12 protein-coding genes are annotated in these 13,593 nt (G+C 69.8%); 5 read left to right on the top strand and 7 right to left on the bottom strand.

The genetic code is table 11. From position 1 onward, the window contains the following. Window positions 1-246 precede the first annotated feature (246 nt). Entirely contained in the window at window positions 247-1,227 is a 981-nt protein-coding gene (locus tag Ato02nite_RS48160; protein WP_213013461.1) for an aldo/keto reductase, read from the bottom strand. A gap of 70 nt (window positions 1,228-1,297) precedes the next feature. Here Ato02nite_RS48160 and Ato02nite_RS48165 point away from each other — a divergent pair, with 70 nt between their 5' ends. From Ato02nite_RS48165 to Ato02nite_RS48175, 3 genes are all read left to right on the top strand, one after another. Then, entirely contained in the window at window positions 1,298-1,825 is a 528-nt protein-coding gene (locus tag Ato02nite_RS48165; RefSeq protein ID WP_213013462.1) for a hypothetical protein, read from the top strand. Window positions 1,826-2,146: 321 nt separating this feature from the next. Beyond that, on the top strand, window positions 2,147-4,564 hold the full coding sequence (locus Ato02nite_RS52775; RefSeq protein ID WP_213013463.1) for a glycine rich domain-containing protein: 2,418 nt from the start codon (window positions 2,147-2,149) through the stop codon (window positions 4,562-4,564). Between the two features lie 67 nt (window positions 4,565-4,631). Further along, window positions 4,632-4,934, top strand: coding sequence for a hypothetical protein (locus Ato02nite_RS48175; protein WP_213013464.1), 303 nt, complete (start codon window positions 4,632-4,634; stop codon window positions 4,932-4,934). A gap of 140 nt (window positions 4,935-5,074) precedes the next feature. On the opposite strand, the gene Ato02nite_RS48180 is transcribed toward Ato02nite_RS48175, so the two are convergent. Next, window positions 5,075-7,063, bottom strand: a complete 1,989-nt coding sequence (locus Ato02nite_RS48180; protein ID WP_213013465.1) for a DUF6311 domain-containing protein — start codon at window positions 7,061-7,063, stop codon at window positions 5,075-5,077. Window positions 7,064-7,328: 265 nt separating this feature from the next. On the opposite strand from Ato02nite_RS48180, the gene Ato02nite_RS48185 reads away from it, so the two are divergent. Then, window positions 7,329-8,042: a class I SAM-dependent methyltransferase gene (locus Ato02nite_RS48185; protein WP_213013466.1), complete on the top strand. Its 714-nt coding sequence runs from the start codon at window positions 7,329-7,331 to the stop codon at window positions 8,040-8,042. A 65-nt stretch (window positions 8,043-8,107) separates the two neighbouring features. Here Ato02nite_RS48185 and Ato02nite_RS48190 read toward each other — a convergent pair whose 3' ends face one another. Further along, on the bottom strand, window positions 8,108-8,638 hold the full coding sequence (locus Ato02nite_RS48190) for a YbhB/YbcL family Raf kinase inhibitor-like protein (RefSeq protein WP_213013467.1): 531 nt from the start codon (window positions 8,636-8,638) through the stop codon (window positions 8,108-8,110). Between the two features lie 350 nt (window positions 8,639-8,988). Here Ato02nite_RS48190 and Ato02nite_RS48195 point away from each other — a divergent pair, with 350 nt between their 5' ends. Continuing rightward, window positions 8,989-10,011, top strand: a complete 1,023-nt coding sequence (locus tag Ato02nite_RS48195; protein WP_246608196.1) for a GAF domain-containing sensor histidine kinase — start codon at window positions 8,989-8,991, stop codon at window positions 10,009-10,011. Here the strand turns inward: Ato02nite_RS48195 and Ato02nite_RS48200 are convergent. The 4 genes from Ato02nite_RS48200 to Ato02nite_RS48215 all read right to left on the bottom strand — a co-directional run bounded on the left by Ato02nite_RS48200 (window position 10,001) and on the right by Ato02nite_RS48215 (window position 13,511). Beyond that, the gene (locus Ato02nite_RS48200; RefSeq protein ID WP_213013468.1) at window positions 10,001-10,642 is read right to left on the bottom strand and encodes a GNAT family N-acetyltransferase; all 642 of its coding nucleotides are present in this window, start codon (window positions 10,640-10,642) and stop codon (window positions 10,001-10,003) included. The two genes, Ato02nite_RS48195 and Ato02nite_RS48200, sit on opposite strands and share 11 nt — an antisense overlap. Window positions 10,643-10,683: 41 nt before the next feature. Beyond that, window positions 10,684-11,451 (bottom strand): C40 family peptidase, encoded by a 768-nt coding sequence (locus Ato02nite_RS52350; RefSeq protein WP_246608197.1) that lies wholly within the window; start codon window positions 11,449-11,451, stop codon window positions 10,684-10,686. Between the two features lie 326 nt (window positions 11,452-11,777). Next, window positions 11,778-12,335: a DUF4352 domain-containing protein gene (locus Ato02nite_RS48210; protein ID WP_213013469.1), complete on the bottom strand. Its 558-nt coding sequence runs from the start codon at window positions 12,333-12,335 to the stop codon at window positions 11,778-11,780. Between the two features lie 213 nt (window positions 12,336-12,548). Further along, entirely contained in the window at window positions 12,549-13,511 is a 963-nt protein-coding gene (locus Ato02nite_RS48215) for an NAD(P)H-quinone oxidoreductase (RefSeq protein ID WP_213013470.1), read from the bottom strand. Window positions 13,512-13,593: the final 82 nt, after the last annotated feature.

A 13,593-nucleotide genomic window follows, 5' to 3' on the forward strand; every position in this document is an offset into this window, starting at 1 on the left:
CATCCTCCACCGAGCCCTCGGCGTCGAGGACCTCACCGAATTGGTCACCGACTCCAACGGCCAGCTCGACGTCCAACGCAAAACCTGCTGCCTGGCCTTCACCCTGCCCAAGCCCAAGGTTTGCAGCGGCTGCTGCATCAAGAATTAAACGTACGGGCGTCGAAAGTCCCGGATTACCGGCCCGGCGCCGTCGTGGGTCACCCCCGGTGCTCGGCCGCCGGGCGGGCCCGGCGGCCGAGCAGAAAATCAGTACCGGGTGCCCGCCGGGTCGGGCAGAGCGTCCAGTTCGCCCAGGTCCGCGTCGCGCAGCGTCAGGTCGGCGGCGCCCGCGTTGTCGGCCAGGTACTTCGGGGTCTTCGTGCCCGGGATCGGGATCACGTACTGACCCTGCGCCAGCACCCAGGCCAGCGCCACCCGGGCCGGGGTGACCCCGAGCCGTTCCGCGATCGCCCGCACCCGTTCGACGATCGCCTGGTTAGCGGCGAGCGCCTCCTCCTGGAAGCGCGGCAGCCGCCGGCGGAAGTCGTCCTCCGGCACGTCGTCCAGGGACGCGAAGCGCCCGGCCAGGAAGCCCCGGCCGAGCGGCGAGAACGGCAGGAACGCGATACCCTGCTGCTCGCAGTACGGCACCACCTCGGCCAGCGCGTCCCGCGTCCACAGCGACAGCTCCGACTGCACCGAGGCCACCGGGTGCACGGCCTGCGCCCGCTTGATCTCCTCGACGCTCACCTCGGACAGCCCGATCGCCCGGGCCTTTCCGGCCGCCACAGCCTCGGCCATCGCACCCCAGGACTCCTCGATCGGCACCTCGTCGTCGACCCGGTGCAGCTGGTAGAGGTCGACGTGATCGGTCCGCAAACGCCGCAGGCTGTCGTCGATCGACGTACGGATGTATTCCGGTCTGCCGTTCTTGACCGCGCCCGGCGAATTCTTGCTCGGCGCGCCGCCCTGCGCGCTGACCAGGCCGACCTTGGTGGCCAGCACGGCCCGCTCGCGGTAGCCGCCAGTGGCCAGGGCCTGGCCGACCAGCTCCTCGTTGGTGTGCGGCCCGTAGACGTCGGCCGTGTCGATCAGCGTCATCCCGAGGTCGATCGCCTCGTGGATGACCGCGATCGAGGTCGCGTCGTCCCGCTCGGCGGCCATGTCGTAGGCGTGCGTCATGCCCATGCAGCCCAGCCCGATGACGCCCACCTCGGGCCCGCCGCTGCCCAGTGTCGTCTTGCGCATGTGCCTCCCCTTTCGGTCCCGCATAGCTAACCGCTCCATTACCCAGGTAATTTTTGCCTAAGGTCCCGGTATGGGGTTGGGTTGGCGCGAGGGCGCCGTGACGGTCTCCGGCCTACTGGTTCTGGCCAGCGCCTTCCTTCCCTGGTGGGCGGTCGGCGTGCAGGTGCGCGACGCGAGCGGCACCCACGTCGAGACCTATTTCGGTTCGGCCTGGCAGATGTCGTCCCGGTGGTCCGCCGCCGTGCTGATCGCGTTCGGCGCGGCCGCGGTGTGGCTGACCTGGCGGCTCATCCGGGGCCGGGTCGCGTGGCCGGTCTGGGGAGTGCTGCTGGCCGCGGTCGCCTTCTCGGTGTTCCTCACCCTCGACCAGCGCGACGCCTCCGAGGAGTGGCTGTCGGCGCCGACGATCCAGCTCAACACCGGGCCGGACCCGGACCCGGCCGGTTCACTGGCGGCGGCCTGGATGCAGCGGGACGACCTGAACGCGTACGTCAGCGACGGCCTGAACATCGGCGTCACCTGGGGTTTCTGGACCGGCTTCACCGCCATCATCCTGACCGGGATCTCCCTCGCTCTGGCCGGCCCGCGCGGATCTTAGGACAGGCGCCGCCGCCGCGCGGACCCTTCACGGGAATTGGCCGTATTTGCCAGATCTTCCGGTCTTTCGTCACTTCTAGTCAGGACGTTTGCCTGTGTCCGATACGCGAGGTTTGTCGGGAGAATTGGTTAACCCCGGATGTTGGCACCTGCACCCTTCGAGCGAAGGTTGGACCACGGTCGACGGCTTGTCGATCGGCATTTGTCAACATCCGGGGCCCTACGCCGTATTATGCCTGTTTCGTGGTTCGTGTCTCCTTGATCCCTTTCGCGTTTAGTCTGATGGTTACGGACAGCGATGCCGGGATGGTGGGAATCAGGGATGCGGGACCTACGTCGAGACGACCGGCGCGGCCGGAGGATGCGGCTGGGCGCCGCGGCGATCGGTGCCGCGGTCGCCGGGGTCGCGTTCGGAACGCCGGCCACGGCCGGCCGGCCCACCTCCGTCACCCCCGGCAGCCGGGTCTTCGCGACTCCGGGCGGCCCGTACTCCTACCAGGTTCCGCCCGGCGTCACGACGGTCTACGTCCACGTCGTCGGCGGTAGCGGCGGCAACGGACCCAAGCCCGGCGGCCGCGGTGCCGTCGTGGACGGACCCCTGCCCGTCACGCCCGGCAGCACCCTGCACGTCTTCGTCGGTGGCAACGGTCCAGGCCCGTCCACCGACCGGGCGCTGGCCGGCGGTTTCAACGGCGGCGGCCGGGCCAACGGCGAACTCGCCGCCGGCGGAGGCGGCGCCTCCGACATCCGAGCCGACGCCACCGACCTCGGCTCGCGGATCGTGGTGGCAGCCGGCGGCGGAGGCGGCGGCCAGGCCGCGGGCGGCGACGCCGGGCACGCCGGATCCCGGAACAGGTGCGGTTCCCCGGCGGCGGCCAAGCCCGGCGCGCTGAGCGCGGGCGGCACCGGCGGCACCGATCCGTGCGACGGCGAACGGGCGGTCGACGGCACCCCCGGCACGTTCGGCGCAGGCGGCACCGGCGGACACCGAACCGACCAGAACAACGGCGGCGGCGGAGGTGGCGGCTGGTACGGCGGCGGCGGGGGCGGGGGCGGCTGGTACGGCGGAGGAGGAGGCGGCGCGTACGGCGGCGGCGCAGGCGGATCGAGCCTGGTGCCGGCGGGCGGCACGGTCGGCCTCGACATGACCGGCACGCCGCAGGTGCGGATCAGCGTGCCGGTGGTCACCGCGGAGTTCTCCCCGCCGCGGGTCCGCGCACAGACCGCGGCCTACCTCCAGCTCGACATCACCCGGCCGGGCGCCCACGGTGCGCTGAGCGGCGTGGCCTACCGGCTCGAGCTGCCGGCCGGGCTGGCCATCTCCGGAACGGCGACCAGCGACTGCGGCGGCCACCTCACAGCCGACTCCGGCGACTCGGCGGTGCAGCTGTCCGGCGGCCGGCTAGCCATCGGCGTCACCAGCTGCCGGGTGTCGGTGCCGGTGACATCGGTTACCGCCGGGACCTATCGACTCAGGGGCGCATCGTTGAGCGGCGTCCGCGCGGTCGCAAACGGCCTCCCACCGAGCGACGGCCCCACCCTCACCGTGACGCGAGCCGGCCAAGCAACCCAACCCACCCGCCCATCCGGTGACGCCGCCACCCGACCTTCCGGAGACGCGGCCACCCGCCCGTCCGCTGGCGTGCCCAACCGCCCGTCCGGAGACGCGGCTACCCGGCCGTCCGGTGGCGCGGTTACTCGGCCGTCCGATGGCGTGCCCGCCCAGTCGTCGGCATCACCGTCGTCGGACGATGCGTCATCGACTAACCAGGCATCAGCGGACGTCCCGGCCGCTGCCCCCGCGGTCGACATCGCTGCGACTACCGCGGGAACCCCAGGTGTCATCCCAGCCGTCGTCCCGGCCGAGACCCCGGTTGTTACCGCGGCGGAGGTCCCTACTGCTACTGCGGCGGAGGTCCCGGCCGCCGCAGCGACCGCCCCGGCGGAGATCCCGACAGTCACTCCGGCCGAGGTGCCAGTCACCACCCCGGCAGTGACCGCGGCAGAAGTGCCGGTCACCACCGCCATGGCCCCGGCAGTGACGACCGCAGAAGTCCCGGCCACCACCCCGGCAGCGACCACGGCGGAGATCCCAGCCACCAGCCCGGCAGTAAGCACGGCGGTGGCCCCAGCCACCACCCCGGCAGTGACCACGGCAGAGGTCCCAGTCGCCACCGTTCCGGCGACCACCCCGGCGGTCACGGCGGCAGAAGTGCCGGTCACCACGGCCATGGCCCCGGCAGTGATTCCGGCCGTTGTTCCGGCGGTGATCCCAGCGGTGGCCCAGGCAGCAGTTCCAGCGGTGGCCCCGGTGGTGATCCCGGCGGCGGCCGCCGGCCAGGTGATCACGTTTCCGCGGCCGGCCGACGTGCAGCTGTCGGACGGCGCGCGGTCGTTGTCGGCGACGGCATCATCGGGCCTGCCGGTAACCTTCGTCAGTCTGACGCCGGCCGTCTGCACCGTCGCCGGATCGGTGGTGTCGTTCCACGCCGCGGGTGTGTGCGGGGCGCTGGCCACCCAGAGCGGCGACGCCATCTGGGCCCCGGCCGCGAGCGTGGCCCAGGTCTTCGCGGTGAACTCGGGCTCGACGAACTTCCTTTCCGGACAGTCCACCGACATGTCGCTGCTGGGCGACGAGCCGTTGAACCTCGCCCCGACCCTGTGCGGCCTGACCGGATCGGTGCTCGGCCTGCTCGGCGTGAAGACCTGCGTCCCGGCATCGGTGACCGCCAAGGAGTGATCGTTCCCCTCACCGAACCGGAGAAGCCGGGGCTGCGTGGAGACGCGGCCCCGGCTAATGTTCCGGCATGATCGACGACCGGCTGGTCAGGGCCGGCGGATGGCTCCTATTGACGATCGGTGCCATGAGCCTGTGGCGCGGCATAGACCTGCTGCGCCGCGGCGAGCCCGACGCCGCCGGCCTGCCTGCCCGCTGGGTGCTGGCGCAGGGTGCCGGGCTGACCCTGCTCGGCGCCGGGAACTCCCTCCGCGGCCCATGGGTCTACCTGTTCCTACCGGCACTCGCGTTGCTACTGACCGGCGAGGTCTACCGCCTCACCAGGTTCCTGAACGACCGCCGCGCGAAGAAGCAGGACACCCCGCCCGCGTAGATGCCGAAGCAGAAGCATCACCAGCAGGACGGTCATGAGCGGGGCGCCCGAGACCTTGACGAAGCGGGCCAGGACCAGCAGCGGCCCGGCCGTAGCGGCCGCGAGGAAACCGGGAGGGGGCGGTCTGGCGACCGCCCCGCTCAGCCGATGTCGGGGCCGGTGAGAACCGCGTTCGGGTCGTCGACCAGGCTGCGGACGTCCCAGATCCAGGCGCCGCCGGTCCAGGTGGGCTCGAAGCCCAGCAGGTCGATCATGGCGCGCAGCATCTCGACGTCGCGGACCTGCGGGGTCAGCATGACCACGCCGGCCTTCCAGTACCGCAGGTCGGCGAGGGTCATCTCGCGACGGGTGTCGGTGATCTCGGGGATCGGGTTGCCCTGCCGGATCGAGGCGATGAGGCCGCTGGTGGGCCGCCACGGGGGCGAGAAGATCGCGGTGCGGTCGCTCGGGTTCAGCGGGTTCTGGTTGGGCAGCAACGCGTACGCCCCGGCGATCCGCATGTCCTGCCCGGTGAGGGCACTCCACCGCAGCGGGTCGGGGTAGCTCGAGTCGGGCAGCGGCAGGGTCACCACGGTGTGGTTGTCGTCGACGTACTGCTTCCAGGCGCCGGAGGTGACGAACGCGGGCGTGGTCACCATCTGCTTGGTGGCCAGCGGGGTCGGCACGAGCGGCACCAGCGCCATCGCCACCGCCGTGATCATCGCCACCCGGACCGGGCCGCGAGCGGACGGCTGCGCCTTGACGAGCTCGGTGGCGCGTTGCACGCCCAGGGCGAGCAGGATGCCGACGGCCGGGGCAATGGCCATGGCCCATCGGGTCGGCACGGCCGAGTTGAGCACCGGAACGCTGTGCAGAACTGCCCAGATGCCCGGAACGCCAGTGTTGATCCCGTTGAGGAAAATTCGCGGACCGAGTGACATCGCCCCGAAGAGAAGTGCCACCGCACCGATGGTCACGACCGCCGCGGAGCGCCGCATCCAGACGATCAGACCGAAGAACAGAATGACCAGTCCCCAGCCGAAGAATGCGTTCTCCTCCTGCGCATTCTGGGAGAGTCGCTCGGCCAGGACGGAGTTTCCGGCGAGCGAGCGACTCGAATACGACGTGAACGAACCGAGATCAGCTCCGAAGTTCCGGACGAACTGCGGCAGGCCGTGATAGCTCTGCGGTCCGAAGAACTGAACCGACAGCGGATAGGCCAGCACCGCCAGCGTGACCGAGCCGGCCACGAGCAGGCCGCGCACGAATCCGCGCACCTCACCGGGGTGGCGCTTACGCCGGACGACCGCCATGACCGCGCAGAAGAAGCCGAGGCCGACCGCGGTCATGAAGAGGATCTCGAGGTTGATGAAGGCCTGCCAGATCAGCAGGACGGCGAGGATGAGCCCGTTCCGCAGGGCCCGCCCGGACTCTCGCAACCGCAGCGTCCGCCAAATGATCAGCGGGACCAGGAATTGCGAGACGATGTTCGGATGACCGCCGGCGTGCGACACCATGCTCGGCGCGAAGGTGCAGAAAAGCGCACCCACCCAGGCGGCCAGCCGAGAACTGACGAACTGGCGGGAAAGAACGAAATACCACGAGATGCCGGTGAGCGCCAAAGCCAGCGTGAGAAATGCGTTGTACGCCACGTGCGGGCCGAACAGCAGAGTCACCGGAGCCATCGGCAAGGAAACGGCCAACACCGAGGTGTTGGCCATCATGTTCACCCCATCGGGGTAATTCATGCGATCGGAGAAGAACGGATAGACGCCGTCGGTGAACACTCGTGCGCCGTGCGCCAGCATCCACTCAAAGAATGCCTGATCCTGTGGATCGTCGAGCGACTCATGATCAAGATTGAGCCACAACGGTGACGTCAGGTAGAGGGCTACAGCGATGAATGTCGCTATCGCAAGAACGTCCCGCCAGTTGAGCCAACGCGGCCGGCGGCGCGGGGCAACCGGCTCCTGTTCCTGCTCAGGGGCGGCTTCGACATCCGGAAGGACGGAGACCGGCGCAGCCGTCTCGACGCCCGCGTCGAGGGCACGTAGCTCCGCGTCCAAGTCCTCGGTGTCGGTCACTTGACGCGGCGGCAGAACGTTCCCGCCGGCCGACTGGCCTGTCGAGTCAATACCGGTAATCGTCATAGCATCGGCGAGCCTAACCGAGGTTGGTAACAGTGTTGTGTCGAGCGGCCGAGGCGTGATCGAGCCGATATGAACGGTGTATTCCGGGTATCCGCAGCCAGCGGCGCATGGACCGCAACGAAGTACGGTACCCGGCACGGCTATGTCTCAATCAGGCAAATAATGGGTGGCCGGAGGCGGCTCAACTTTCGGTTCGGCGCGCCGGATGGTTAACTCGTTCGGTCCCGCTGTCAGCTTCGATCGGCAAGACGAGGGAACCTTACTTATGGCAGACATCACTGGAGACCAGCGGATCCAGTCCGAAGTGCTCGAGGGCCTCGCCACGGCCGTGAACCACCGTCGGTGGTTCGTCGAGCTCGCTCTCCCCTACCTCGGCGACAACCCGATCGAGATCGGCAGCGGTCTCGGCGACTACGCCATCGAGTGGGCTGAGCACCTTCCGCGGTTCACGGCGACCGAAGCCGACCCCGACCGGCTCGTGCTGCTCAAGGAGCGCATGGCCGACTACCCGAACATCGACGTTCGGCAGATGCTGCTGCCGGCCGCCGACGCCGCGGGTGAGTACAGCGCCGCGGTGTCGTACAACGTGCTGGAGCACATCGAGGACCATGTCGGCGCGCTGCGCAGCATGGCCGAGCTGGTCCGCCCCGGCGGCCGGATCATCCTGATCGTGCCCGCGTTCATGTTCGCGATGAGCCAGGTCGACATCGCCACCGGCCACATCCGGCGGTACACGAAGAAGTCGATGCGAGCCGCGATGAGCGAGGCCGGCCTCGAGATCGAGAAACTGCACTACGCCAACGCGCTCGGCCTGATCGGCTACTACGGCGCGACCAGCATCTTCAAGCTGGCGCCCAAGGAGGGCCCGATGGTCAAGGTGTACGACTCGGTCGTGCTGCCGGTGACCAAGGCCGCCGAGTCGATCGTGAAGCCGCCGTTCGGCCAGTCGGTCTTCGTGGTGGCGCGCACCTCCGCCTGACGTACGCAACGGGACAAAGAAAAGCCGCCGGGCCGGCCCGGCGGCTTTTTGCTGGGCGGTGAAGGTCAGCCGCGGACCTGGAAGGTCGGGCGGATGGTGGCCCGAGCCAGGGTGTGGAAGGCGAGGTTGAAGCCGACGTACGCCGGGGAGGCGTCCGGCCCGACCTCGAGCGCGTCCACGTCGATCGCGTGCACCGCGAAGACGTACCGGTGGGGGCGGTCGCCGGGCGGCGGCGCGGCGCCGCCGTAGTTGTTGTCGCCGTAGTCGCTGCGGACGCAGAACGCGCCCTCGGGCAGCTGCTCGATGCCCCGCTCCAGCTCGGTGACGCTCGCCGGGAGATTGACCAGCACCCAGTGCCAGAAGCCGCTGCCGGTCGGCGCGTCCGGGTCGAAGCAGGTGACCACGAAGCCGCGGGTCTCGGCGGGGAAGCCGGACCAGGCGAGCTGGGGCGACAGGTTCTTTCCGCCCACGCTGGTGTGTGCGAACAAATCGTCGAGCGGCTGCCCATCCGTGACGTCCGTGCTGGTCACCGTGAAGGACGGGACCGGGGGCAGGATGTCGTACGGATCCGGGGCTACGGCGCGGTCGAGACTCATGGTCATGTCCTCCGGCGAGATGGATAAACCTTCTCTGCATTCCCTCTCCGAGCGAGATTAACCGGCCGAGATGACGCCGAGCTTGCGGCCCCGTTGCGGCGCACCGTCACCCGATCGGGGAAACGCACAGGTGGTGTGGGGCGGTAAGAGGGGATCGGGTGATGCTTCTGTCCGACATCAGATCGGGTGCGTGCGGCCGAGATCCCCGCGCCTGGTTGTGATCGGTCGCCGGTGCGATCCCCGGGGACCAGCAAGTCGGCACTCGCCCACGGGGCGGGTGCCGACTGCTGTATCCGGAATGCGTCGTGACGAACCATCCGAAATGCGAGCATTTGGGAGTGAGAGCCCCGGTGCCCGTCGATGAGCCGGCCATCGCCGAGGTGCCGCGGGATCTCTCCTTCTGCGCGCACGCCATCACCGGCCACGATCTGCTCGAGGTGCCGGACGCGACCGAGGACAACCGGTTCGCCGACAACCCGTACGTGCGGAGTGGTTTGCGGTTTTATGCCGGTGCCCCGGTCGTGCTGGACGGCACCTATTCGGTCGGTACGGTCTGCGTGGTCGACATGCAGCCCCGGGAGCTGACCGACGCGCAGCGCCGGGCCCTGCGCAGCCTGGCCCGGCACGCCACGGTGCAGCTGGAACTGCGCCGGTACGCCCGGCACGCCGGCGAGATCGCCGACCGGATGCGGCAGTTGGACCGGATGAAGGATTCGTTCCTGGCCACCGTGAGTCACGAGCTGCGGACGCCGCTGTCCACCATTCGCGGCTATCTGGAAATGCTGCTCGAAGGGGACTTCGACGGCGAGACGTCGCACCGGTTCCTCTCCGTCATGGCCCGCAACTCCGATCGGTTGCTGCGGCTCATCGACGAACTGCTGCTGGTGGCCCGGCTGACCGACGAGGCGATGGAGCTCGACATCACCGAGCTGGACCTGGCCGACCTCACCCACCAGGTGACCACCGGATGCCGGGTGCTGGCCGAGCACAAGAACGTGCGGCTGGGCGACCGCACGCAGGGGCCGGTGCCGGCCCGGGGCGACCCGAAACGCCTCACCCAGGCCCTCAACCACCTGGTCGTGAACGCCATCAAGTTCACCGGTGAGGGCGGTGAGATCATCGTGGCCGCGACCGGGGACGGCGAGCCGGAAATGACCATCACGGACAACGGGGTCGGTATCTCCAGCGAGGATCTGCCGCACGTGTTCGACCGGTTCTACCGCTGCGCGTCGGCCGATCTGATGGCCGTGCAGGGGCCCGGTCTCGGCCTCGCGATCGTCAAATCGATCATCGAGGCCCACCACGGCAGCGTGCACCTGTCCAGCGAGCCGGGCGTCGGCACGACCGTACGCCTGACGCTGTCTAGCCGGTGAACATCTCCCGGCAGGCGTCCAGGCCCTCGATCTCCACCGGGACGCTGCGGGCCGCCTGCCAGGTGGCGCGGTCCAGGCGCAGGCGGCGGCCGATGACGGGTACGCCGCGGATCAGGTGCCGGCTGATGCCGTCGTCGGTGTAGCCGAGCTTGCGGGAGACCGCGTACGAGGCGTGGTTGTCCTCGAACGCCTCGGACGTGGCGAACTGCGCGTCCAGACCGGCGAAGGCCAGCTCCAGCACGGCCGCGCGCATCTCGGTGCCGTAGCCCCGGCCGTGATCGCCGCGGCCGATCCAGGAGCCGGTGCCGACCTCACGCCGGCCCGCGAACTTCGTGGCGTCGACGCTCTGGGTGCCCACGACCCGGCCCTCGGCGATCGCAACCAGCCCGAGCGACCAATCGTCCGGCCGCCACGCGGCCCAGGTGCCCCACTGCCACTGGAGGACGCTGCGGGCGACCTTCTCCGGCGGACCATCGGTCCATTCCGCGGCGAACGGCTGCACCGCCGGATCGTGCACTCCGGCGGCCGCGATCTCGCCCAGCTCGGCGAGCCGGGCGAGATCGGGCAACCGTAATTCGAGCCGCGGGGTGCGCAGGACCAGACCGAACAGCGGCCAATTGTCGACAAGCATGAATGCGATTGTCGCCGCTCGTTCCGTTCCGGCGAACCGATTTACAGGCGCTCCACGCTCAGCCCCGAATAGAGCTTGCGGTACACCACTCCGGTTCGGTGGTTACCCGCGTCGATCATCATCCCGTTGCCCATGTAGATACCCACATGGCCACGCCCGACCACCAGGTCGCCGGCGCGGGCCTGACTGCGGGAGATGCGCCGGGCCCGGGCGGCCTGGCCTCCGGACGAGTGCGGAAGGCGGATGCCGGCCCGCGCGTACGCCTGCTTGGTGAGCCCGGAGCAGTCGAAACCGGCCGCTCCCTCACCGCCGCTGACGTAGCGCCGGCCGACCTGCGATTTGGCGTACGCGACCACGGCGGTCATGTTGCCCAGCCGCATCACCCGGTGTCGGCGTGGTGTCGCCGACTGCCGGGTGACCGACCGGGTAACCACCCTGGTCCGCGTCGTGCGCGCGGCTCGCACCCGCACGCTGCGGGTGGTTTTGCGAACCTCGTGCGGGGTCTCGGTGGATGCTCGCGCGCTGCGGGCGGCAGGGCGAGCGGCGGGACGGGCGGGGCGGCGGGCGGCGGGGGTGACGCCGGGCCGGGCCCCGGACGGGCGAATCGCTATCCCGTACGGGCGGATCGCCGCCCGCCGGATCGGGGAGCGCGAGGCACGCTGGGCCAGCACCGCCCGCGCGGTGAAAGCGGACTCGGAGTCGATATGGGCTGATTCGGGGCGTACCCGGTCGTCACTGACCGGGACGGCCGCCGGTGCCGCCGGTAGGGCGACAGCCTGCTCGACGGGCTCTAGGGCCGGGGTGACCACGGCCAGCGCAATAGCGCCGGCGGTCAGTGCCCGGCTCGCGGACGGACGGTGCAGCGTTGCCTCCGATATCGGCCCGGGGCACTCGCGCGAATCCCATGAGTACGGCTATAACGTCAAGCCGCACCCGTACCGACCGACGATGGGCGGCAATTGGGAACCCGGACAACTCGTCATTTCCGTGGACCATGCCAGCACACAACGGGAATGCTTCGCGGGGGAATTCACACAATCAACCTCGCCCAATCGAGGAAAAGAATCGTTTTTAGGCTCTCGATAGCCACACTTCGATTTCCGAAATTGCCCCGATGTCGGGCGTGTCGGATGTCTCAGTTCAGCGGGATTCGCGCACCGGGGCTCTGCGCGGACTCGTGCACCATCAGCGCGGACAATCGCGTCCCGGCCGGAACTTCGAAGGGCAGAACGCCGCGTACGGTGGTGGCCGCCGGGATCTCGTCGAGCAGCGACGGCACCCGTTCGTTCAGGAAAGCCGCGGCCCGATCGTCGATCGCGTAGGCTCGCCCGTGGGTGTCGACGGCACGCTGTGCGCTGCCGTCCAGCAGCCGGGGCTCCCGACCGGCGTTCTCGATAGCCACGTTGACCAGGCAGAACTCACCCTTCGCCGACTGCCGCAGCTCAGCCGGGCCGACCGTCCGGAGGCCGCATCTCAGGCCGACCACCGAGACGATGAAGGCGCCGTCCGCGCCGACCCGGGCCGACTGCGCCTCCTCGACCCGGCCGGCCGCAGCCCCGGCGGAACCGCTCGACGCCGGAGCGGCCTGCGGCACGGCGGCTTCGCCCTCGCCACCGTCCCGGACGGCCGCGTAGGCGCCCGACCCGAGCGCGACCACCGCCAGCACAGTCGCGGCGATCCAGGGCCATCTCACCGGTCGCGCTTCGTCCGCCGCAGTGATCATGTCGGTCACGGGTGCTCCCGAACCGGGCTCGACGGCAGAATGCGACCCCGAACCCCGGCTCACCACCCGGGTCGCGGCCACCATGCTGAGCACTGCCGGCGGCCGCGCCGTGTCGACTCGCCGCGAAGCGGACCTATCCCCGCATAAACGACCTACCAATACACTCGAAAGTGCTACGTTTCGCTACGGCAGTAGCAGGATCTTGCCGAGGTGGTCGCTCGACTCCATGAGGTCGTGCGCCTCGGCCGCCGCGGACAGCGGCAGCGTCCGATCGATGATCGGCCTGATGGCGCCGGCCTCGACCAGCGGCCACACCTCGCGCCGCACACCGGCCACGATGCGGGCCTTGTCGGCGGTCGGGCGGGCGCGCAGCGACGTCGACGAGATCGAGCCGCGCTTGGACATCAGCTGGGTCAGGTCGAGCTCGGCCTTGCGGCCGCCCTGGAAGCCGATCACGGTGATCCGCCCGTTCGGCGCGAGAACCTCGATGTTGCGGCTCAGATAACTCGCGCCCACGATGTCGAGCACGACGTCGGCGCCGCCGCCATCGGTGAAGTCCTTTGTGGCCTCGACGAAGTCGTCGGTGGTGTAGTCGACGACCAGGTCGGCGCCGAGCGCACGCAGCCGGTCGTGCTTGCCGGCCCGGGCGGTCGCGATCACCGTCGCCCCCAGCGCCTTGCCCAGCTGCACCGCGAACGTGCCGATGCCGCTGCCACCCCCGTGCACCAGGAGAGTCTCGCCCTTGCGCAGGCGGTCCCGGTCGACGACGTTGGACCACACCGTGCACGCGACCTCGGGCAGCGCGGCCGACTCCTGCAAGGACAGGCCGGTCGGCACCGGCAGCAGCTGACCCGCCGGGATCGCCACCTTTTCCGCATAGCCACCGCCGGCCAGCAGGGCGGACACCCGCTCGCCCACGTGCCGGCCGGTGACGCCCGAACCGACCGCGCTGATCACGCCGGCGCACTCGAGGCCCGGGTATTCCGAGGCGCCGGGTGGGGGCGGATAGAAGCCCTGTCGCTGGGAGACGTCGGCCCGGTTGACGCCGGCCGCGGTCACGTCGACGACCACCTCGCCGTCGCCGGCCACCGGGTCGGGCACATCCCGCAGGACCAGCTGCTTGTCTTCGATCACGATCGCGCGCATGCCGTTAGCTTGCCCGAGAGGTGCGACAGAAAACGAGAAGGCCCGCGAGCAGCGCCCACCGCTGCTCGCGAGCCTTCTGTCC

The organism is Paractinoplanes toevensis (genome assembly GCF_018332695.1).
In the GTDB taxonomy this organism is placed as follows: Bacteria; Actinomycetota; Actinomycetes; order Mycobacteriales; family Micromonosporaceae; genus Actinoplanes; species Actinoplanes toevensis.